Origin of the sequence: Winogradskyella sp. PC-19, from assembly GCF_002163855.1 — a bacterium.
Lineage (GTDB): Bacteria > Bacteroidota > Bacteroidia > Flavobacteriales > Flavobacteriaceae > Winogradskyella.
In genome coordinates, this window is sequence record NZ_CP019332.1 from 356,114 (window position 1) to 375,451 (window position 19,338).

The window sequence follows — 19,338 nt, forward strand, 5'->3', positions numbered from 1 at the left end:
ATCACTCAAACCGTTTATATTTATTTATCTAAAGAGGTATATTTCCATGCTTTCGCTTTGGTCTATTCACTTCTTTACCTTCTAACATACTAAATGCTTTGATAAGCTTTCGTCTTGTATTTTCAGGAAGAATAACTTCATCTACAAAACCACGTTCTGCAGCACTATAAGGATTTGCGAATAATTCAGCATATTCTGCTTCTTTTTCTTTCCATTTCGCATCTTTATCCTCAGCTGAAGATATCTCGCGTTTAAAGATTATTTCTGCAGCACCTTTTGCACCCATTACGGCAATCTCAGCATTTGGCCACGCAAAATTCATATCAGCACCAATATGTTTTGAATTCATCACATCATAAGCACCACCATAGGCTTTTCTAGTAATAACAGTTACTCTTGGTACTGTTGCTTCACTAAAAGCGTATAATAATTTTGCACCGTGAACAATAATACCATTCCATTCTTGGTCGGTTCCTGGTAAAAACCCTGGCACATCCTCTAAAACTAATAGAGAAATATTGAATGCATCACAAAAGCGAACAAATCTTGCCGCTTTCTTGGAGCTGTTTACATCTAAAACACCAGCTAAATACATGGGTTGATTTGCAATGATACCAACAGATTTTCCGCCTAAACGTGCAAAACCAACAATTATATTTTCTGCATAATCCTTATGTATTTCATAAAAAGAATCTTCATCAATAATACCCTCAATAACATTATGCATGTCGTAAGGCTTATTAGGGTTATCTGGTACTATATTAGATAAAGTCTCACGAACTTCGTCTTTTAATTCAAACGGAATATCTTTTGGTTTCTCAGTATTATTTTGAGGTAAATAATCGAGTAATGTTTTAATATCTTCAAGAGCTTCAACATCATTTGAAGAGGTTTTATGGGCTACACCAGATTTTGTTGAGTGAACACTAGCACCACCCAATTCTTCGCTTGTAACTTCTTCATTTGTGACTGTTTTTACCACATTAGGACCAGTAACAAACATATAGCTCGAGTCTTGAACCATTAGCGTGAAATCTGTCATAGCAGGTGAGTATACAGCACCACCAGCACATGGTCCCATAATTGCTGAAATTTGCGGAATAACACCAGAAGCTTGCACATTTCTGTAAAAAATATCTGCATAACCACCTAACGAACGAACTCCTTCTTGGATACGTGCACCACCAGAATCATTAAGTCCAATTATTGGAGCACCAACATTAACGGCCATATCCATAATTTTACAAATCTTCTCTGCATGAGTTTCTGATAACGAACCACCAAATACGGTAAAGTCCTGAGCAAATACATAGATGAGTCTTCCATTGACCGTACCATATCCAGTGACAACACCATCTCCATAAAATTTTTGATTTGCCATTCCGAAATCAGTTGTTCGGTGTGTCACTAAAGCACCAATTTCTTCAAAAGAACCTTCGTCTAGTAAATATAAAACACGTTCTCTTGCAGTCAGTTTTTTCTTTTGATGCTGCTTATCTATTCGTGCTTGACCACCACCAAGTTTTGATAATTCAAGCTTTTCGTTTAGAGTTTTTATTTTCGAATCCATAGTATCTTAGTTTGGTAGTCTTAATAATTTTTGCTCTTCTAGATAAACTTTTAAAGCTATTTGTGCAGCAACTTCTGCTTCTGCTTTATGTTGCTCTTCTAAAAGGCTAGGTGAGTAGTATTTCTTTACAAAATGGGTGTCGAAATGACCACTTCTAAAGGCTTCGTGTTCACAAACAAAACGACCAAAAGGCAATGTCGTCTCTACACCTTTAATATGATAACTATCTATAGCTTTAATCATAAGCTCAATCGCTTCAGCACGAGTTTCGCCATAAGTAATTAATTTTGATAGCATTGGGTCATAGTAGATTGGTATATCCATACCTTCTTCAAAACCATTATCTACTCTAATGTTTTTACCAACAGGTAATTTGTAAACTTCTAAATTTCCCACGCTTGGTAAAAAGTCATTCATTGGGTCTTCTGCATAAACACGAAGTTCTAAAGCGTGACCTTTGATTTTTAAATCTTCTTGTTTTATTTCTAATTTTTCGCCTCGAGCGACTTTAATTTGAAGTTCTACTAAATCGACACCAGATATTAATTCAGATACAGGATGCTCAACTTGAAGTCTCGTATTCATCTCTAAGAAATAGAAATTATGGTCTGCATCCAATAAAAACTCAACAGTACCAGCACCTAAATAATCACAAGCACGAGCAACATCAATGGCTGCTTGCCCCATTTGTTCTCTCAATTGAGGCGTTAAAACCACAGAAGGCGCTTCTTCAACTACTTTTTGATGGCGACGTTGTACAGAACATTCGCGTTCAAAAAAGTGCAAAAAATTGCCATGACTATCTGCCATAACCTGAATCTCGATATGACGAGGTGATGTCACATATTTTTCTACAAAAACAGAACCATCTCCGAATGCGGAAGTCGCTTCACTTATGGCACGTTTCATTTGGCTTTCAATATCTTTTTCTTGCTCAACAACACGCATACCTTTTCCGCCGCCACCAGCAGCAGCTTTAATTAAGATAGGCAATCCAATTTGTTTAGCAATTTCTATGGCTTCAGCTGGGTCAGTAACAGCATGGTCTACTCCAGGAACCATAGGGATATTATAATCTTTAACAGCATCTTTAGCGGCTAATTTGTCGCCCATCATCTGTATCGCTTTAGATTTTGGTCCAATAAATATGATGTTATTTGCTTCGCAAAGCTTAGCAAAATCAGCATTTTCACTTAAAAATCCATAACCAGGATGAATACCATCTACATTTAGAGATTTTGCAACATCAATAATTTTATCACCTAATAAATACGATTGATTTGAAGGCGCTGGACCAATACAAACTGCTTCATCAGCAAATTTAACATGAGGTGCATTTCTATCGACTTCAGAGAAAACAGCTACGGTTTTGATTCCCATTTTCTTTGCGGTAGTCATCACTCGGATGGCGATTTCACCACGATTGGCAATTAATATCTTTTTCATCTTATTCAAATTCGATTAATAATGAATTTTTGTCTACGGTTTCTCCTTGTTTTATGGCAATAGATTTTATAACACCATCTCTTGGAGAATTGATAACGTTTTCCATTTTCATAGCTTCTAAAATCAAAATCGCGTCGTTTTCTTTGACGTCTTGACCTGTCACTACGTTAATTTCTAGTATAAGACCAGGCATCGGTGCTTTAATGCTGTTTACTTTCTTGGATGCTCCTAACTCAAATCCTAATTCGGCGATTTGTTGGTCTAAAGTATCTTGAATATCAACACTATAAGTGTTGTTGTTCACTTTTACAGTATAGTTTTTTTGATTAAAATCTGATTGTAAAACTGAAGCCTTTACAGAAATATTGTTTTGTAGAATATGAAATTCGTTTTCTGAAGTTTCGACAAAATCTAGTTGATGAATATCATCTTTAGAGGTTTCAAAACTAAAGGTTTTATTGACTTTAATTTTATACATAGTATTGGTTTTTATGTATGCAAAATTAGTGCAATCTTTAGGTAGAAAATATGAAGGAAATCATAATTTATTTATCAGGATTAAAATTAGAATCCCTTTGATGTCGTTTAATTGCTTTTTTTGACAGGATAATCCCTATGATTAGTGAGATGAAGGCACCAATGTAAATCCCTGGAATGAAATTAATGAACAGAAAAAAATCATAAGAACCATGAAATAAAGTTGCCAATAGTAAACCTGCCATGTTGAGTTTGAATCTGTTTTTAGAAAACTTGGCTTTACCCATAAAATAACCCATTAGCACACCAAAAGTCGCATGTGCTGGTACTGCCGTAAAAGCTCTAAGAACTGCTGTTTGGTAACCACTATCTAAAACATACATGATGTTCTCTGTACAAGCAAAACCCATAGATACCATAACGGCATATACAATACCATCATAAGGCTCATTAAAGTCTTTTTTTGGCTGTGCAAAATATTTAACGATGACGTATTTACTGAATTCTTCAGCCAAAGCCACTACAACAAATGCTTGTATAAATTGCTGCCAAATACTGAATTTGTCAGTCAAAGGAATCAAGCGACCAGTAAAAGCATAGAGTATAAGAACGATGGCAATACTAACAAAAGCACCTAATAAAAAGCTTTTAATGAGCAGACCAAAAGGTTCTTTTTCGTGTTTATCTTGAAGATAAATATAAGTACTGATAGCTAATATCGGTGCGACTGCAAGTAAGAGTAATTGCATTAGTTGGTTTGTTTTTTAATCTTTTCTAAAACGAACTGATAGTATGAAGCATTAGATGCTATAAAATGCGAATTGTGCTCACTATTATCTAATAAATTTTTAAACTCATTAAAAGATACAAGTTTAAGTGCTTCGACTTCGTCTTTTTGAGGTATTAATTTTTCTAACTTAACTTGAAGCTCCGCTATATAGACTTGATGAAATTCAAAATCTTTTATGGCACCTTCGTTATAAATAGATTGATGAAGATGAGTTCCTATTTTAGTTAATTCACTTTCATTTAGTTTCAGTCCGATTTCTTCTTCAGTTTCACGAACGGCAGCTTGAGTAAAAGTTTCGCCAGCATCAATATGACCAGCTACAGAAACATCCCATAATAAAGGATAAATCGCCTTTTTATGAGAACGTTGTTGCAATAAAATGTGTTTGTCATCAGTGTATAGCCAAAGGTGAATGGTGTTGTGATACCATCCGTTTTTGTGTGCTTCGGATTTTAAAGCGGTTTTGCCAGTTGGTTTACCTTCGGCATCTACAATATCTAAAACTTCATCCATTGACAACCGAATTTATCACTTGATATAATTTCTCGAAATGGGCTTTTGTGTTAAAAACATGACATGATACACGCATGTATTCACCACGAAAGGATAGATGAATATTATTAGCTTTTAATTCACCTTTTAGCTTTTCAATATTAACAGTATTCGGGATTTTAATTCCGAATAAATGTTTTGCCCTCACATCAGGTTTATCACTTGTAAAACCTATGCCTTCTAGCTTTTTTAAACTGTGCTTTGTTATAGAATGGCAATAGTTTTGAAATGCTTTGGTATCAATTTTTAAAATTTCTTTTAAAGCGGCTGTTTGCATTTGAACATAAATAAAACTTCCACTTTCACCAACTGCATATCTGTTTGCCTTAGGTTTGTATTCACTTTGGTATTGGGTTAGACCCGATAAATTCTCGCTTCCTAAACGGTTAGCCCAATTTTGCTCAATAGGTTTTCCATCATCAAAATAAGGTCCGTAATAGGCATATGCGCTTCCGTATGGTCCAAATAACCATTTGTAACCAGCACAAACTAGTGCGTCTGGTTTGATTTCTTTTACAGAAAAGGGTAGTGCGCCAACGGATTGACTGCCATCAATGACCAAAAGCGCATTATTTTGTTTCGTTTTTTCTCGTATAGCTTTTAAATCGAAAACAATTCCGTTTGCCCAATGCAAATGACCTATAGCTACTAAGGCTGTTTTTTTATTTATGGCTTTTAAAATTTCAGTATTCCAATCTTCTGCAGTTTCAGGTTGTTTTACTGTAATAATTTTTGCGTCGTATTGGTTTGCTAGATTTTCCCAGATGTAATAATTACTTGGAAATTGTTCGTCAACGATTATAATCTCATTATCTTTTTTGAGAGTTATATTATTTGCAACATTTGCCATTCCGTAGGATACAGAAGGTATTGTTACTACACGATTATAATCATCTTCGTCAATAATATGAGCGAATAATTTACGTAACTCAATAACTGGGTCAAATAAATCTGAAGCTTGTCTTAACTCAGGATTACTTTTTTGTTTTATGGCATTAATACCAGCAGTTTCAACAGATTTAAAAGCAGGAGAGAAGCTCGCGGTGTTTAAATACGTAACGCCTTCCGAAATATTAAAGAGATGTTGTTGTGATTTTAAAGTCATTAATAATTAGTAAATAAAAACCTGTTATAATAACTATAACAGGTTTTGATATTATTTAAAATAACTAAACGTTTCGCCATCTTCAATTTTCAATAACGATTCGTAGATTAATTTGATGACATTTTCTACATCACTTTTATGTACCATCTCGACAGTTGTATGCATGTAACGTAATGGTAATGATATTAGAGCAGAAGCTACACCGCCATTACTGTAAGCAAATGCATCTGTATCTGTACCTGTTGCTCTAGATAGTGCAGCACGTTGAAAAGGAATTTTCTTTTCTTCGGCAGTATCTGTGATTAAATCTCTTAGTTTTTGTTGTACAGCTGGCGCATAAGCCACCACTGGACCAGCACCAATCTCAGCAAGACCTTGTTTCTTTGGGTCTATCATTGGTGTTGTTGTATCGTGAGTCACATCTGTAACTATTGCGACGTCTGGTTTTATGGTTTCGGTAATCATTTCTGCACCACGTAGACCAATTTCTTCTTGAACAGAATTTGTGATATACAATCCAAAAGGCAATTCCTTTTTATTTTCTTTAAGTAGTCTTGCTACTTCTGCAATCATAAAACCGCCCATTCTGTTATCTAAAGCACGACAAACAAATTTATCGCCATTTAGAATATGAAATTCATCTGGATATGTAATGACACATCCAACATGAACGCCCATTTTTTCGACTTCGTCTTTATCCTTTGCACCTATATCGATACAAATGTTATCTGGTTTTGGTGGCTCTTCTTTTGCACGGCTTCTAGTATGTATTGCAGGCCAACCAAAAACACCTTTTACGATGCCTTTTTTTGTATGAATATTTACAATTTTACTTGGTGCAATTTGGTGGTCACTACCACCGTTTCTTACGACATAAAGTAAACCTTTATCTGATATATAGTTAACGTACCATGAGATTTCATCGGCATGCCCTTCGATAACAACTTTATATTTTGCTTTTGGATTTATGACACCAACAGCAGTTCCGTAAGTATCTGTAATAAATTCATCAACGTAAGGTTTTAGGTAGTCCATCCAAATTTTTTGGCCTTCCCATTCGTAGCCCGTTGGTGATGCGTTATTTAAATATTTTTCTAAAAAGTCCATTGACTTTTTGTTGAGTAAATTCTTTTTTGCCATGCGATTAAAATTTTCACTAAAAATAACAATATTAATAGTAAAATTAGGGTTATAGCATAGATTAATTCTTAATTTTGAATAGCGCTAAAAACTACCTTTGGAATGATTTTAGCAACAAAGATTTAATATGAAACGCTTTTTAGTCATCTTATTTATTTTTCCCTTGTTTTTGCAAGCTCAGACTGAGCCTGTAGAACAAGATTCTATAGTTGACAAGTATTTGATTATTGAAGGTGATTCTATACCTCGAAAAGCCATTGACCTTGATGAAGTTTTGGTATTACCTTCATTAAAGTTTGTAACAAAGGAAGAGCGTTACAGATACCTTATTTTGAGGCGGAAGACACGTAAAGTCTATCCGTATGCAAAAATGGCTGCGGAGCGTTTAATTGAGCTAAATGAAGAGCTAAAACAATTTGAAAAAAGAAGAAAAAAGAAGAAACACGCCAAAAAAGTTCAAAAATTTATTGAAAAAGAGTTTTCTGCAGAGCTAAAAAAGATGACTAAAACTGAGGGTCAGATTTTAGTCAAATTGATACATCGGCAAACTGGTAAAACTGCTTTTGAATTGGTGAAAGAACTTAGAAATGGATGGCGTGCATTTTGGTATAATAATACAGCAAGCCTTTTTAGTATTTCTTTGAAACGAAAATATATTCCGATTGAAGTAGAAGAGGATTTTTTGATAGAAGATATCTTGTTAAGAGATTTTCAGAATGGAAGATTAGAACGCCAGAAACCTGCTTTTGAAATTGATTACTACGATTTGACTGACAAATGGATTAACGCTAAAAAGACTACAAAAAAACAATGAGCGAACAATCTAAGAAAGAAGAATTACTAAATGCTTGGTCTCATGGTTTTGGTGCCGCTTTAGGTATTGTTGGATTAATTCTTCTAATTATTAATGTCGATAATAACAAACCTTGGCATTTGTTTAGCGTCATTGTTTATGGCCTATCTATTATTATTTTGTTTACAGCATCTACGGCATATCATGCTATTTCTAACTTCGATTTAAAACAGAAATTTAGAGTCGTAGACCACATAAGTATCTATTTGCTCATAGCAGGAACTTACACGCCAGTATTGTTAATACTATTGCCTGATAGTTTGGGTTGGCCTTTATTTTATGCAGTTTGGGGAATTGCTGCTTTTGGTGTTATTCTTAAGTTATTTTTTACTGGTCGTTTTGAGATTTTTTCGACACTCCTTTATTTAGTAATGGGATGGCTTATCGTTTTTGATTTTACAACATTGTCAGAAATAATGTACCCAAATGGTATATTATGGTTATTTGCTGGTGGCTTATTCTATACTGTTGGCATAGTGTTTTACGCCATACATAAAATACCATACAATCACGTCATTTGGCATTTCTTTGTGTTAGGTGGCGCGTTTTGTCACTTTATGATGATGTTCCACCACGTTGCTTAAACATGCTGGTCAATCAGAATCGTATTTCCGTCTGGATCAAACAGTGTAATACTTTCTGGACCTTTTGTGTTTTCATCTGCTTCTTTAGTAAGTTTTACGCCTGAAGCTTTTAAATGTTTCTGTATGGCTCTTATGTCATCAAAATCCACTTGGGTTTCTGCGTTTTGATTCCAACCTGGATTAAAAGTGACAATATTTCCTTCAAACATATCTTGAAACAATCCAATAAGTGCATCTTCATTTTTCATGATAAAATATTTTTTTTCTACTTGTCCAGCAAATACTGAAAATCCTAAGGTTTCATAAAATTCTTTTGAAGCGTTTATATCTTTGACACTAAGACTAATTGAAAAGGCACCTACTTTCATGGTTGATTTAGTTTAGAAATTGATAATCTAAAGGTAATCAAAAAGCAAGAAATAAATTCAACAGAGTGTTTAATTTTTAAGCTTTATGTACCGAAAAGAATTTTTGCCCAATAAAAGGAATTTCGGTTCTGGAAAACCAAAGTGTCAAAAGGCTAAGTGCAAATGTTATTATTGCAGTGTAGAATAACAAACCACCATCGCCATTAATCTCAATACCCAATTGTGTAAGATGCATCATGATTGCTCCGCCTATAATACCAATGACCAAAGTAGCGCCTAACCAAGTTGTTTTTGGAACTAAAATTAAAATGCTAGCTATAAGTTCTAAAACGCCAATTCCGATACGTCCAAAAGGTTCTAAGCCAACTTGAGTAAAGATATAAACGCTATCTGGGTGAGCAGTAAATTTAAATCTTAAAGTTTGTATTAATATTACTGCAATGGCTATTCGGATGATTAATTTAAAGTATTTCATTTTTGGTTGATTTTGATTATTGTAAAATGACTGTTATAATGATTTATGATTTTATAAGTCAATTATTCTCATTAATACTTACAACAAGAAGAGAATTTTAATCGTCATTTAGTTTCCCGTAATAAATCAAATCTACTAATTCGCCAGAGGTTGTTTTATAATCACAGCGGATTGTGCCTTCAATCTTAAAACCTGCTTTTTCTGCAATTTTTCGAGCAGAATAGTTTTCTGAATGTGTTCTTAAAAATAGTTTTCTAAAGCCATAAGTTTCAAAACAATAATCACAGAATAGTATAAAGGCTTTTGTTGAAATTCCTTTATTAGCATAGTCTTTATCAATGTAAAGTCCCATTTCAGTTTTCGGGATTTTCCAATCTATATTCTTTAAATCAAGAAATCCAACTATAGTATTGGTTTTGGTATCTTCTATGATATAAGGAAAATATTTTTTTCTATTTGTTCTATCTACCATTTCGGCTAAAAACACTTTTGTATCTTCAAATGATTTTGTCTTAGATGTAGTACCAGTAAAAAAGTCTTCTAGGCGCTTTTTATTTTTAGTTACCATTGCATAATATGCATTGATATCAGAGTTTTTTAGTAAACGAATATTATAATTTTCAAACTGCATTTTACCTATTTCAGCTTGTAAAATAAAAGTCTACTCTGTTTATTCATAGGTAAAAGTAAAAGCTCTTTTTCTTTGATGTAAGCAATGTCTCCAACACTTTGACCAACTGTCAAAATCTTCTCAGTATTACCTTTTGAATCTATTAAATGAATGTTTCCACTTCTCCAATCTGAGATTATCATTCTATCATCGTCATAAGGTCTAATACCGTCTAAGTTGCCAATTATAGTAGAAATAGAGTCTATTTTTTTTGTTATCATATCAATTTTTGAAATACGACCACCTTCTGGTGCGGAACCCCAAGATGCAACATACATTATATTTTCCTTAACTAATAACCCATTTGGATTATCTAATGCAGCATCAGCAAGCTATAGTGAAAAATTTCCATCAGTATCTAATTTATATATTTCTGAGGTTCTTGTGTCTGACATATATACGTTACCAGAATTATCAATAGCAACATCGTTTAGAAAAGCAATGCTAGGTAGTGTGTGTTTTTTAAGTGTTTTTCCAGATTTTAAATCGGCTTCAATAAGTTCGGTAACGTCAGAAACATAAAGTTTGTCTTTAGTAATGGCGATACCTTTTGGGTCATTAAGATTGGCTACAAAAGTTTTGTTTACGATTTTTCCATCTGTACTTATGGTAGCTACCGAACCATCGCCATCTTGACGGTTACCAATTAAAGAAGCGTAAATAATATCATTTTCAGAATCGTAAACAGACGACTCACAATGTGTTAACTCTAAAGTTTCTAATATAAATGTTGGTACATGACTTTCAGTGTTTTCAATAACTTTTTTAAGATTAGCTAAGTTTGTTTCCTCTTGTTCTTTGATAGAACTACTCATTAAAGCCATTAATGATTTAGAAACCATGCCATTTCCTTTTGCAATGGTCATAGAACTTACCTTTGTTTTTCCATTAAGGTCTTCCATTTTTAATTTATAATCCATATCCATAAAATCCGAAGTAAACGTCATGGATATAGATTCGTTGGGTATAATCTCGGTAATAGTTTCTCTTATAACCATTTCTTCACCTTCTGTTATAAAATAAACGTCTGATACTGCACCTACAGTCTCAGGTGTTCCACTAATATGCTCAACTTTTTGAAAACCCATTAACCAGTCTGACATTTTACTTTCGTCTTGTGTAACGGCCCAAGATTGAGCTAAAGGCTTATCTACTAGAACTTCACAGTCATATGAAACTTCTGATTTAATAATTCCAAGGAAAAAAAAACTATAGCTAAAACAGCTATAATTCCTAATATATACTTTAGGTATTTCATGATATTGAAGTTTTAGATTTATACACTAAAGATAATGAAATCTAGTTTGTTGTATTATCAACTATTTATTGATTACATAAGCTCTTTCTACAGGCCAGGTATCTTCATAGCCATCTTTCCATTTTTGAGAAGAAATTTCCTCATCAGTTGCCAAGCAAGCATCTAAATGTGATTTAATCAATGCCTCATCCATATCTTGTGCAATAAAGACAATTTCATTTTTTCGGTCGCCGAATATGGTGTCCCAATCACTTTCGATATGTGCCTGATTTTCGACAAAAGGCATTTGTTCAATACGTTTTTCAAAAGGCATGCTGCTCCACCAAACACCAGCGCTATCAGCTTTAAGTGAGCCACCAGCTTGTCCCCAAACTAGCGCTTGTTCCGGTCGTGACGCTAACCAAAATAGACCTTTACTACGTATGATATTGCTCGGGAATTGATACTGCACATATTTCCAAAAACGTTTTGGGTCAAATGGTTTTTTTGTTCGATATACAAATGACGAAATGCCGTACTCTTCAGTTTCAGGTGTATGTTCGTCTTTTTTTAATTCCTCTATCCAACCCGCACTTTGTTCTGCTTCTTCAAAGTCAAATAGGCCAGTATTTAAAATTTCTTTAGGCTCTATTTTACTAAAACTAGATTCGAGGATACGAGCAGAAGGATTTAGCTTCGTAATGATTTTTTTAAGGACACCTAAATGCTCCTCAGTCACTAAATCCGTTTTATTGAGTATAATGACATTTGCAAATTCAATTTGGTCGGTTAATAAGTCTACAATTGTGCGATAATCATTTTCTATATCTGATAAATCTCTATCTATTAGCAATTCTGGACTTCCAAAATCATTGAAAAAATTAAAGGCATCCACAACGGTAACCATAGTATCTACGTAACTAAATCGTGATAAATCGATACCATTTTCTTCATCAACGAAAGAAAAGGTTTGTGCCACTGGAACAGGTTCGCTGATTCCAGTACTTTCAATGAGTAAATAATCGAAACGATTTTCTTTCGCCAAGCGTTCTACCTCAATCATTAAATCTTCACGAAGTGTACAACAGATGCAGCCGTTACTCATTTCGACTAGTGTCTCTTCAGTTCGCGATAGTACATTTTTGTTATTTACAAAATTAGCATCTACATTTACTTCGCTCATATCATTAACAATAACAGCTACTTTTAAGCCTTCTTTATTGTTTAAAATATGATTGAGCAACGTGGTTTTACCAGCACCTAAAAAGCCACTAAGAACCGTAACAGGTAGTTTATTTATGTTATTCATTAGTGTTATTGGTTGGTATTAGATTTTATACTATAAAGATGTCCAATAATGATACTTACAGATGACAAATACATTGTGTACTGAAAAATTTGGGCACGCTCTTCTAATATTATAGAAATAACAAAGCCAGCAAAAGCTATCCACAATAGGACACTCACTCCCTTATAAAAATTCCTTTTGGTTGTCTTGTAAATAGAAACAAAAGCTATTAATATAAAAAGGATAGCAATTACTGGGTTGTTTAGAAAACTAATTCCCATGGTTAGTAAAGTAGGTACAGCTAGGCAATGAATCATGCAAAGAATAGCACTAACTATTCCTAATTTGTCTGCCCAATAAATTTTATTTGTCTGAATCATAGTCATATTTTTTTCTAGAACAGTTTTATTAATGCAACTGAGTTGCAAAAATAATCTTTTAATTTGTAATTGCTACTATGTTGCTTTAAATTTGTATTTATGGGAATCATCAGAAAAACAAAAGCTGTAAATACAGTACTAAATATCTTTGAAGAAAAGAACGAAGCTAAATCTGTTGTTAGTTTAATTGAACTTGTAAAAGGAGAAATGAATAAAACTACAGTATATCGTATTTTAGATAGACTAGAGCAAGATGGAATTATTCATTCTTTTAACGGTAAAGATGGTCTAAAATGGTACGCTAAATGCCATGGATGTTCTTCGCATAGTCATTCTGATACACATCCACATTTTCAGTGTACAGAATGTGATAAGGTTGAGTGTTTATCTCTAGAAGTTAAAATCCCAACTTTGAAAAATCATAAAGTAGAGACTACGGATATCCTTTTAAGGGGTCAATGTGAATCTTGTTCTGCCTAAAAATATCTAAGATTAAGATTTAATAATATCTTTATATTCCTCAAAAAAGTCTTCAAACTTTGGCATTGTTTTAGCGAAGAATGCCATAACAACTTGCCAAGAGTTTTTATTATGAATTGAAACTTTTTCCTCTAAAGGCACATAAATCCTTGAGATTTCTTTACCATTTTCTAGATAATATTCTTCCTCGTAAATGGAGTCTGGTAAAAATTCTGATTGCAAAATATTTTTTAGAGCTTCTAGTTTTTCCCAGCAATTAATTCGATTTTCTAAATCGTCTTCTAAATCTAATGATACAAAAGCCTTTTTGGTGTCAAAATAGAATTTAAAAGACAGCCCTTTAATTTTAGTGTTGTATAATAACCATTTTCTTGGGAAAGACTTTCCAAAGCTTATCCAAAAGTCTTCTCGTAGTTTTCGGCTTTCTTCTTTGCTAAACATCTAAACAAAATATGCTATCAAAATACCTAAGCAAATTGCTAAAAGTTTTGAAAGATTAAATTTATGACCTTCGCTACTTTCAAAAAGTATAGTTGTAGAAATATGAAGAAATATACCAATAACTATAGCATTAACACTAGTGAGATAGACTGGTGCTATTGATGTGGTGTTAGAAATAAGTGTGCCAAATGGTGTCATAGAAGCAAAAATTAGCATAAAACTTATTGCTTTTCCAATGGTATAGTTTGACTGTAATAAAAAAGAAGTTAATAGAGCAGCGATTGGGATTTTATGAATAAATACGCCATAAACCATATCGTTATGATGGTTAATAGGGAAACCTTCTAAAAAACTATGAATACAGAGACTTATAAATAATAGCCATGGAAATTTAGAATCTTCTTTATTAATGTGTACATGACCATGCTCAGCGCCTTTTGAGAAAAACTCTAAAATTATTTGAAGAAGAATACCACACATAATAAGTAAACCTGTTCGTTTAGATTCTAAATGCTCGTATACTTCTGGTAATAAATCAAACAGCGTGAGTGCTAATAAGAAGGCACCACTAAATGATAATAAAAGCTTAGTATAAATAGTTTTTTGCTTCCTAGTTAAGAATGCTATAACGAGACCAATTGCAATGGCATATAAAGGAAATAAGTACTTATTCATGTATTAATTTACTTAAAAATCATAATCAAACGTTCGGATGTTTTTGGATAATACTTACTAAGTTTATAATCTCCAAAAACTTCCAATAGATGCACACCTGCTTTTTCAAAAAGTATTTCAAAATCTTTTAAAGTAAAAGCTTTCACACGTTCCTGAAATTTAAAATCTTCTCCATCAGCTGTAAACGAAATATCTTTAATAATGTACCCGTTTTCGACATGACGCTGTTGTAAAAATAAAATACCATCAACAGTTTTGGTGTCTTCAGCAACAAGATTATCTATAATAAACTCAGAGTTCATGAAGTCAATAACGCCAAATCCAAATTCATTGAGTTCTTCTTTTATTGATTTTATAGTATATAAATCACATTCTTCAGTTTCAAAATACCCAAAACTTGTAAATAAATTAAAAATAGCGTCGAAAGTTTCAGGATATGGTTTTGTCATATCATGGACATTAAACTTTAGGGTTTCATTTTCAAATTGTTTTGCGTGTAAGATGCTTTGTTCTGACAAATCTATACCAGTAACTTGGTATCCTAGTTTATTTAGATAGATAGAATGTCGTCCTTTTCCACAGGCCAAATCCAAGATTTTACCATTTTCGGGAAGATTAAGATATTCCGTGAGATTATCCATAAAAGCTTGTGCTTCAGTATAATCACGGTCTTTATATAAAATATGGTAATAAGGTGTATCAAACCATGAAGCGTACCATTTTTCTGTTGTTTTTGTCATAGTAAAATTGGTCTTTCGACTTGGCAAAAATACTGTATTTTTGCGTTTCATTGGACGAAAACTATGAATGAAAATTTCAAAATGGTAGCCAAAACTTTATTTGGCTTTGAAGATATATTAGCAAATGAGCTCAGGAACATGGGTGCGATGGATGTCGAAACAGGCGTCAGAGTCGTCACTTTTGTAGGTGATAAGGGCTTTATGTATAAGGCTAATATGGGTATTAGGACTGCTATTAAAATTTTAAAACCTATAAAATCTTTTCGAATAACACGAGAAGAAGATTTATATAAGAATGTAAAAAATATAAAGTGGGAAGATTACTTAAAGGCTGATGGTTCGTTAGCTGTAGATGCTACTGTGCATAATAGTATATTCACACATTCGCAATACACGGCACTAAAAACTAAAGATGCTATTGTAGACCGTTTCAGAGAAAATAATGGTACAAGACCAGATGTCGATTTACGTTTTCCTGATTTAAAAATTAATGTGCATATTGACCGCCAGCGTTGCACTATTTCATTAGATACTTCGGGCGAATCACTGCATCGACGTGGTTATAAAACTGCCACTAATATTGCACCAATAAACGAAGTTTTGGCCGCAGGTTTAATACTAATGAGTGGTTGGGACGGACAGTCTGATTTTATGGATCCAATGTGTGGTAGTGGTACTATTTTAGCAGAAGCTGCAATGATTGCATGTAATATTCCACCAAATTTGATGCGAAAAGAATTTGCTTTTGAACGATGGCAAGACTGGGATGTTGATTTATTTGAGAAGATTGAAGAATCCTTATTGAAGAAAACGCGAGATTTTCATCATAAAATTTTTGGTTATGATAAGTCGCCATCCGCAATAGCTAAAGCCAAGGAGAATATAAAGAATGCGCATTTGGATGAGTTTATTCATATCCAGCATGAAGATTTCTTTAAAACACAAAAAGCTGGAACGGATAAGTTGCACATGGTTTTTAATCCGCCTTATGGTGAACGTTTAGAGAATTTAAACGTAGAAGAGTTTTACGGAAATATAGGTACAACTTTAAAACATGGTTATCCGAATACAAATGCATGGTTAGTAACATCTAACCTTGAAGCTTTAAAGTCTGTTGGCTTACGTCCATCTCGAAAAATTAAAGTATTTAATGCCAAACTCGAGGCGCGTTTAGTCAAGTACGAGATGTACGAAGGCAGTAAAAAAGCTAAGAAGAATATTTAATTTATAAAGTTTCTGAATCTTTAATGAGTTTGGGATAAGTAGAATATAATCTACGTACCAACTCTTTTATATAAGGTTTTAAGTTTTTCTTCGATTTACTTAAATCACAATCTGTTGATGCTTGCCAAATGATAGTGTTTGTGTTAAAATCTGCAACGTATAATATTAAGCTTTCTTGATTGTACGTTTCCTCAGTAATTTTGCATTCTTTCCAGTAGCTAAATTCTTCAGAATAAAAGCAATCTTTAAAACTTACGGTTTCTTTTTTTACCACTATTCTAAATCCAGCTTGTAGTTCAGGATCAAAAATATTTGTTTGGTGATTTCTCATTTCCATTTGTTCTGAAACTTCACGAGCTATAAGAGATCGATTAAACTCGTTATCTATTTTAGGGTGTGAAGTTTTTTCAGGAAAAATATCTTCATTACAGAGTACGAATGTTGAATATTTCTCGAAATCGACATTCATATTATAATCATATACGATGTCATAATTGGCTGCACATCCTGTTAGTAGGAGTACGAATAAACTGAAAATTGGAACTATTGATTTCATGATATTGTGATTAATGATATCACTAAATATCTTAAATATAATAGCCAATTACTATGATATATATCAGCTTAACGATTTAATAAAAAGCGTTTTAAATCTGAGTAGCTTGAGGCTTTTATTGCTTTTTTCTTTTTGTCTATGACAGCTTTAATTTGTTCAGGTAATTCTACTTTAGTTCTTATAACATCTTCTACAACGTCTAAAAATTTTGTAGGATGAGCAGTTTCAAGAAAAACAACGTGGTCGTTGGGATGCTTTTCGATATGTTTTAAAGCACCTAAATATCCGACAGCTCCATGTGGATCTGCAACATAATTGTATTTAGTATATATTTCTAATAATGCTGCTCTTGTTTCTGTGTCTGTAAAACTATAAGATGACAGATTTTTTTTGAGATTTTCAAAATTACGATTGTGCAATTCTTCAATTCTAATAAAGTTACTAGGGTTACCAACATCCATAGCGTTACTTATTGTTTGCACAGATGCTTTTGGATTATAAGTTTGGGTACGGAGATAGTTTGTAACAACATTATTAGCGTTATTTGAAGCTATAAAGTGTTTGATTGGTAAACCTAATTTTTGAGCAACCATACCTGCACAAATATTTCCAAAATTACCGCTAGGTACCGAAAAGACAAGTTTTTTGCTTTTGTGTTTTAATTGTTTGTAGGCATAAAAGAAGTAGAGTAGTTGTGGTAACCAACGCGCAACATTTATTGAGTTAGCTGATGTTAGTTGCATTTTACTAGTTAATTCTTCATCTACAAATGCTTGCTTTACCATGTCTTGACAATCGTCAAATACACCATCGACTTCTAAAGCCGTGATGTTTTGCCCAAGTGTTGTCAATTGTTTTTCTTGAATATCACTTACTTTTCCGCTAGGATATAGTATTACGACATCAACGCCTTTTACACCCAAAAAACCATTGGCCACAGCACCGCCAGTATCACCAGATGTTGCAACTAAAACTGTTACATTTCTTGAATTATTTTTATTAAAATGGCCTAAGCAACGTGCCATAAAACGTCCTCCAACATCTTTAAATGCCATAGTTGGCCCATGAAAGAGCTCTAAAGTAGATATGCTTTCATTGAATTCTATAATTGGAAAATCAAAACATAAAGTGTCTTCAATTATTGTTTTTAGATCTGGGCCTTCAATTTCGTCTCCAATAAATTGTTTTAAGGTTTCTAAAGCAGTTTCTGTGTTTGATTTATCATCAATAGTTTCAAAAAAAGAATTTGGTAATGGCGAAATTTTTTCAGGAAAGTATAAGCCTTTATCAGGCGCTAATCCACGAACTACAGCATCTTCAAAAGTTGTATTTGGTGCTTTTCTATTTAGGCTATAATATTTCATTCGATAATTTTAATGCCTTCGGTATTAATTTTTGAAACAAACGTATAAAACGGAATATCGGTTTTAGAATATACATTCTGCATTGTGATTTCTACTTCTCTTGCTGTAGCTTCTCCCTTTGATAACGCATAAATTGAAGGTCCAGAACCCGAAATACCACAACCTAATGCGCCAGCTTTTAGCGATTCAGTCTTTAAAGTATCAAAATGTGGAATGAGTTGTTTTCTGTGTGGTTCTACAATATAGTCATTGAGTGATTTACTTATAAGTGTGTAATTACTAGTGTGCAAGGCGTGTACTAAGCTACCAACGTTAGACCATTGTGTAATGGCATCTTTTAAAGCTACTTTTTCTGGAAGAATTGCTCTTGCTTCAGCAGTTTTAATCTCTATCTGTGGATGTATTATTGTCGCATATAAATCATTAGGTGTTGGTAATTGTAAAACATCAACTGGGTTTACACTTCTGACTAATGTAAAACCTCCAAAAATTGCAGGTGCCAAGTTATCGGCATGTTCGCATTGACTCGCTAAGGCTTCGCCTTTTAATGCATATTTTGTGAGCTCTGTTTTATTTAGCGGTTTTCCTAGTAATTCGTTTATTCCAAAAACACTTCCGGCAGCACTAGCAGAGCTACTACCAATACCACTACCTGGTTTTATGTTTTTATAGATCTCAATATCAAAACCACAATCGGGATTTACTGCGTTATACATTGCTAATGCAGAAACTCCTGCGACATTTTTTTCTATTTCAAAAGGTAATTCTGCGCCTTCAATTTTTGTGATTCTAATGCCTTTTTTTGAAGTTTTATGAATTACCATTTCATCGCCAACAGTATCGAGACAGAAACCAAGGACATCATAGCCGCAGGAGACATTTGCTACTGTAGCAGGCGAAAATATTTTGGTTGAATCCATATC

24 protein-coding genes are annotated in these 19,338 nt (G+C 33.4%); 4 read left to right on the forward strand and 20 right to left on the reverse strand.

Annotated features, from left to right (window positions below; genetic code table 11):
- Positions 1 to 28: 28 nt before the first annotated feature.
- The 7 genes from BTO05_RS01665 to BTO05_RS01695 all read right to left on the reverse strand — a co-directional run bounded on the left by BTO05_RS01665 (position 29) and on the right by BTO05_RS01695 (position 7,080).
- Positions 29 to 1,570, reverse strand: coding sequence for an acyl-CoA carboxylase subunit beta (locus BTO05_RS01665; RefSeq protein WP_087490989.1), 1,542 nt, complete (start codon positions 1,568 to 1,570; stop codon positions 29 to 31).
- Between the two features lie 6 nt (positions 1,571 to 1,576).
- Positions 1,577 to 3,016 (reverse strand): acetyl-CoA carboxylase biotin carboxylase subunit, encoded by a 1,440-nt coding sequence (gene accC / locus BTO05_RS01670; RefSeq protein WP_087490990.1) that lies wholly within the window; start codon positions 3,014 to 3,016, stop codon positions 1,577 to 1,579.
- A 1-nt stretch (position 3,017) separates the two neighbouring features.
- Positions 3,018 to 3,494, reverse strand: a complete 477-nt coding sequence (locus tag BTO05_RS01675; protein WP_087490991.1) for an acetyl-CoA carboxylase biotin carboxyl carrier protein subunit — start codon at positions 3,492 to 3,494, stop codon at positions 3,018 to 3,020.
- Between the two features lie 67 nt (positions 3,495 to 3,561).
- Positions 3,562 to 4,242 carry a PrsW family intramembrane metalloprotease gene (locus BTO05_RS01680; protein WP_087490992.1) on the reverse strand — a complete coding sequence of 227 codons (681 nt, stop codon included), beginning with the start codon at positions 4,240 to 4,242 and terminating at the stop codon, positions 3,562 to 3,564.
- The gene (locus BTO05_RS01685; RefSeq protein WP_087490993.1) at positions 4,242 to 4,796 is read right to left on the reverse strand and encodes an NUDIX hydrolase; all 555 of its coding nucleotides are present in this window, start codon (positions 4,794 to 4,796) and stop codon (positions 4,242 to 4,244) included. The genes BTO05_RS01680 and BTO05_RS01685 overlap by 1 nt, the downstream gene beginning before the upstream one ends.
- Positions 4,789 to 5,940, reverse strand: a complete 1,152-nt coding sequence (locus BTO05_RS01690; RefSeq protein WP_087490994.1) for an aminotransferase class V-fold PLP-dependent enzyme — start codon at positions 5,938 to 5,940, stop codon at positions 4,789 to 4,791. The genes BTO05_RS01685 and BTO05_RS01690 overlap by 8 nt, the downstream gene beginning before the upstream one ends.
- A 51-nt stretch (positions 5,941 to 5,991) precedes the next feature.
- Positions 5,992 to 7,080, reverse strand: coding sequence for a M42 family metallopeptidase (locus BTO05_RS01695; protein ID WP_087490995.1), 1,089 nt, complete (start codon positions 7,078 to 7,080; stop codon positions 5,992 to 5,994).
- Positions 7,081 to 7,207: 127 nt separating this feature from the next.
- Here BTO05_RS01695 and BTO05_RS01700 point away from each other — a divergent pair, with 127 nt between their 5' ends.
- Together BTO05_RS01700 and trhA are read left to right on the forward strand one after the other, a co-directional pair.
- The gene (locus BTO05_RS01700) at positions 7,208 to 7,894 is read left to right on the forward strand and encodes a DUF4294 domain-containing protein (RefSeq protein WP_087490996.1); all 687 of its coding nucleotides are present in this window, start codon (positions 7,208 to 7,210) and stop codon (positions 7,892 to 7,894) included.
- Positions 7,891 to 8,517, forward strand: coding sequence for a PAQR family membrane homeostasis protein TrhA (trhA, locus tag BTO05_RS01705; RefSeq protein WP_087490997.1), 627 nt, complete (start codon positions 7,891 to 7,893; stop codon positions 8,515 to 8,517). Before BTO05_RS01700 ends, trhA begins: the two co-directional genes overlap by 4 nt.
- Here trhA and BTO05_RS01710 read toward each other — a convergent pair.
- The 7 genes from BTO05_RS01710 to BTO05_RS01740 form a co-directional block, all read right to left on the reverse strand.
- Positions 8,514 to 8,885 carry a VOC family protein gene (locus tag BTO05_RS01710; protein ID WP_087490998.1) on the reverse strand — a complete coding sequence of 124 codons (372 nt, stop codon included), beginning with the start codon at positions 8,883 to 8,885 and terminating at the stop codon, positions 8,514 to 8,516. The genes trhA and BTO05_RS01710 overlap by 4 nt on opposite strands.
- A 76-nt stretch (positions 8,886 to 8,961) precedes the next feature.
- The gene (locus BTO05_RS01715; protein WP_087490999.1) at positions 8,962 to 9,360 is read right to left on the reverse strand and encodes a DoxX family membrane protein; all 399 of its coding nucleotides are present in this window, start codon (positions 9,358 to 9,360) and stop codon (positions 8,962 to 8,964) included.
- A 97-nt stretch (positions 9,361 to 9,457) separates the two neighbouring features.
- The gene (locus BTO05_RS01720; RefSeq protein WP_087491000.1) at positions 9,458 to 9,991 is read right to left on the reverse strand and encodes a GNAT family N-acetyltransferase; all 534 of its coding nucleotides are present in this window, start codon (positions 9,989 to 9,991) and stop codon (positions 9,458 to 9,460) included.
- A gap of 5 nt (positions 9,992 to 9,996) precedes the next feature.
- Positions 9,997 to 10,308: a hypothetical protein gene (locus BTO05_RS01725; RefSeq protein WP_087491001.1), complete on the reverse strand. Its 312-nt coding sequence runs from the start codon at positions 10,306 to 10,308 to the stop codon at positions 9,997 to 9,999.
- A 54-nt stretch (positions 10,309 to 10,362) separates the two neighbouring features.
- On the reverse strand, positions 10,363 to 11,133 hold the full coding sequence (locus BTO05_RS01730; RefSeq protein ID WP_087491002.1) for a hypothetical protein: 771 nt from the start codon (positions 11,131 to 11,133) through the stop codon (positions 10,363 to 10,365).
- Between the two features lie 216 nt (positions 11,134 to 11,349).
- Positions 11,350 to 12,576 carry a GTP-binding protein gene (locus BTO05_RS01735; RefSeq protein WP_087491003.1) on the reverse strand — a complete coding sequence of 409 codons (1,227 nt, stop codon included), beginning with the start codon at positions 12,574 to 12,576 and terminating at the stop codon, positions 11,350 to 11,352.
- A gap of 5 nt (positions 12,577 to 12,581) precedes the next feature.
- Positions 12,582 to 12,935 carry a MerC domain-containing protein gene (locus BTO05_RS01740; RefSeq protein ID WP_157662509.1) on the reverse strand — a complete coding sequence of 118 codons (354 nt, stop codon included), beginning with the start codon at positions 12,933 to 12,935 and terminating at the stop codon, positions 12,582 to 12,584.
- Positions 12,936 to 13,034: 99 nt separating this feature from the next.
- Here BTO05_RS01740 and BTO05_RS01745 point away from each other — a divergent pair, with 99 nt between their 5' ends.
- On the forward strand, positions 13,035 to 13,415 hold the full coding sequence (locus tag BTO05_RS01745; protein WP_087491005.1) for a Fur family transcriptional regulator: 381 nt from the start codon (positions 13,035 to 13,037) through the stop codon (positions 13,413 to 13,415).
- Positions 13,416 to 13,427: 12 nt separating this feature from the next.
- Here BTO05_RS01745 and BTO05_RS01750 read toward each other — a convergent pair whose 3' ends face one another.
- From BTO05_RS01750 to BTO05_RS01760, 3 genes are read right to left on the reverse strand one after another with little or no spacing between them, the layout of a single operon-like run.
- Positions 13,428 to 13,856 carry a DUF4268 domain-containing protein gene (locus BTO05_RS01750; RefSeq protein ID WP_087491006.1) on the reverse strand — a complete coding sequence of 143 codons (429 nt, stop codon included), beginning with the start codon at positions 13,854 to 13,856 and terminating at the stop codon, positions 13,428 to 13,430.
- Positions 13,857 to 14,531 carry a ZIP family metal transporter gene (locus BTO05_RS01755; RefSeq protein ID WP_087491007.1) on the reverse strand — a complete coding sequence of 225 codons (675 nt, stop codon included), beginning with the start codon at positions 14,529 to 14,531 and terminating at the stop codon, positions 13,857 to 13,859.
- 8 nt (positions 14,532 to 14,539) lie between these two features.
- Positions 14,540 to 15,271, reverse strand: a complete 732-nt coding sequence (locus BTO05_RS01760; protein ID WP_087493252.1) for an SAM-dependent methyltransferase — start codon at positions 15,269 to 15,271, stop codon at positions 14,540 to 14,542.
- A gap of 63 nt (positions 15,272 to 15,334) precedes the next feature.
- Here BTO05_RS01760 and BTO05_RS01765 point away from each other — a divergent pair, with 63 nt between their 5' ends.
- A complete protein-coding gene (locus BTO05_RS01765; protein ID WP_087491008.1) occupies positions 15,335 to 16,495 on the forward strand; it encodes a class I SAM-dependent RNA methyltransferase in 1,161 nt (386 codons plus the stop codon).
- A gap of 1 nt (position 16,496) precedes the next feature.
- Here BTO05_RS01765 and BTO05_RS01770 read toward each other — a convergent pair whose 3' ends face one another.
- The 3 genes from BTO05_RS01770 to BTO05_RS01780 form a co-directional block, all read right to left on the reverse strand.
- Positions 16,497 to 17,051 carry a DUF4136 domain-containing protein gene (locus tag BTO05_RS01770; RefSeq protein ID WP_087491009.1) on the reverse strand — a complete coding sequence of 185 codons (555 nt, stop codon included), beginning with the start codon at positions 17,049 to 17,051 and terminating at the stop codon, positions 16,497 to 16,499.
- A gap of 68 nt (positions 17,052 to 17,119) precedes the next feature.
- The gene (gene thrC / locus BTO05_RS01775) at positions 17,120 to 18,415 is read right to left on the reverse strand and encodes a threonine synthase (protein ID WP_087491010.1); all 1,296 of its coding nucleotides are present in this window, start codon (positions 18,413 to 18,415) and stop codon (positions 17,120 to 17,122) included.
- The gene (locus tag BTO05_RS01780; protein ID WP_087491011.1) at positions 18,412 to 19,335 is read right to left on the reverse strand and encodes a homoserine kinase; all 924 of its coding nucleotides are present in this window, start codon (positions 19,333 to 19,335) and stop codon (positions 18,412 to 18,414) included. Before BTO05_RS01780 ends, thrC begins: the two co-directional genes overlap by 4 nt.
- Positions 19,336 to 19,338: the final 3 nt, after the last annotated feature.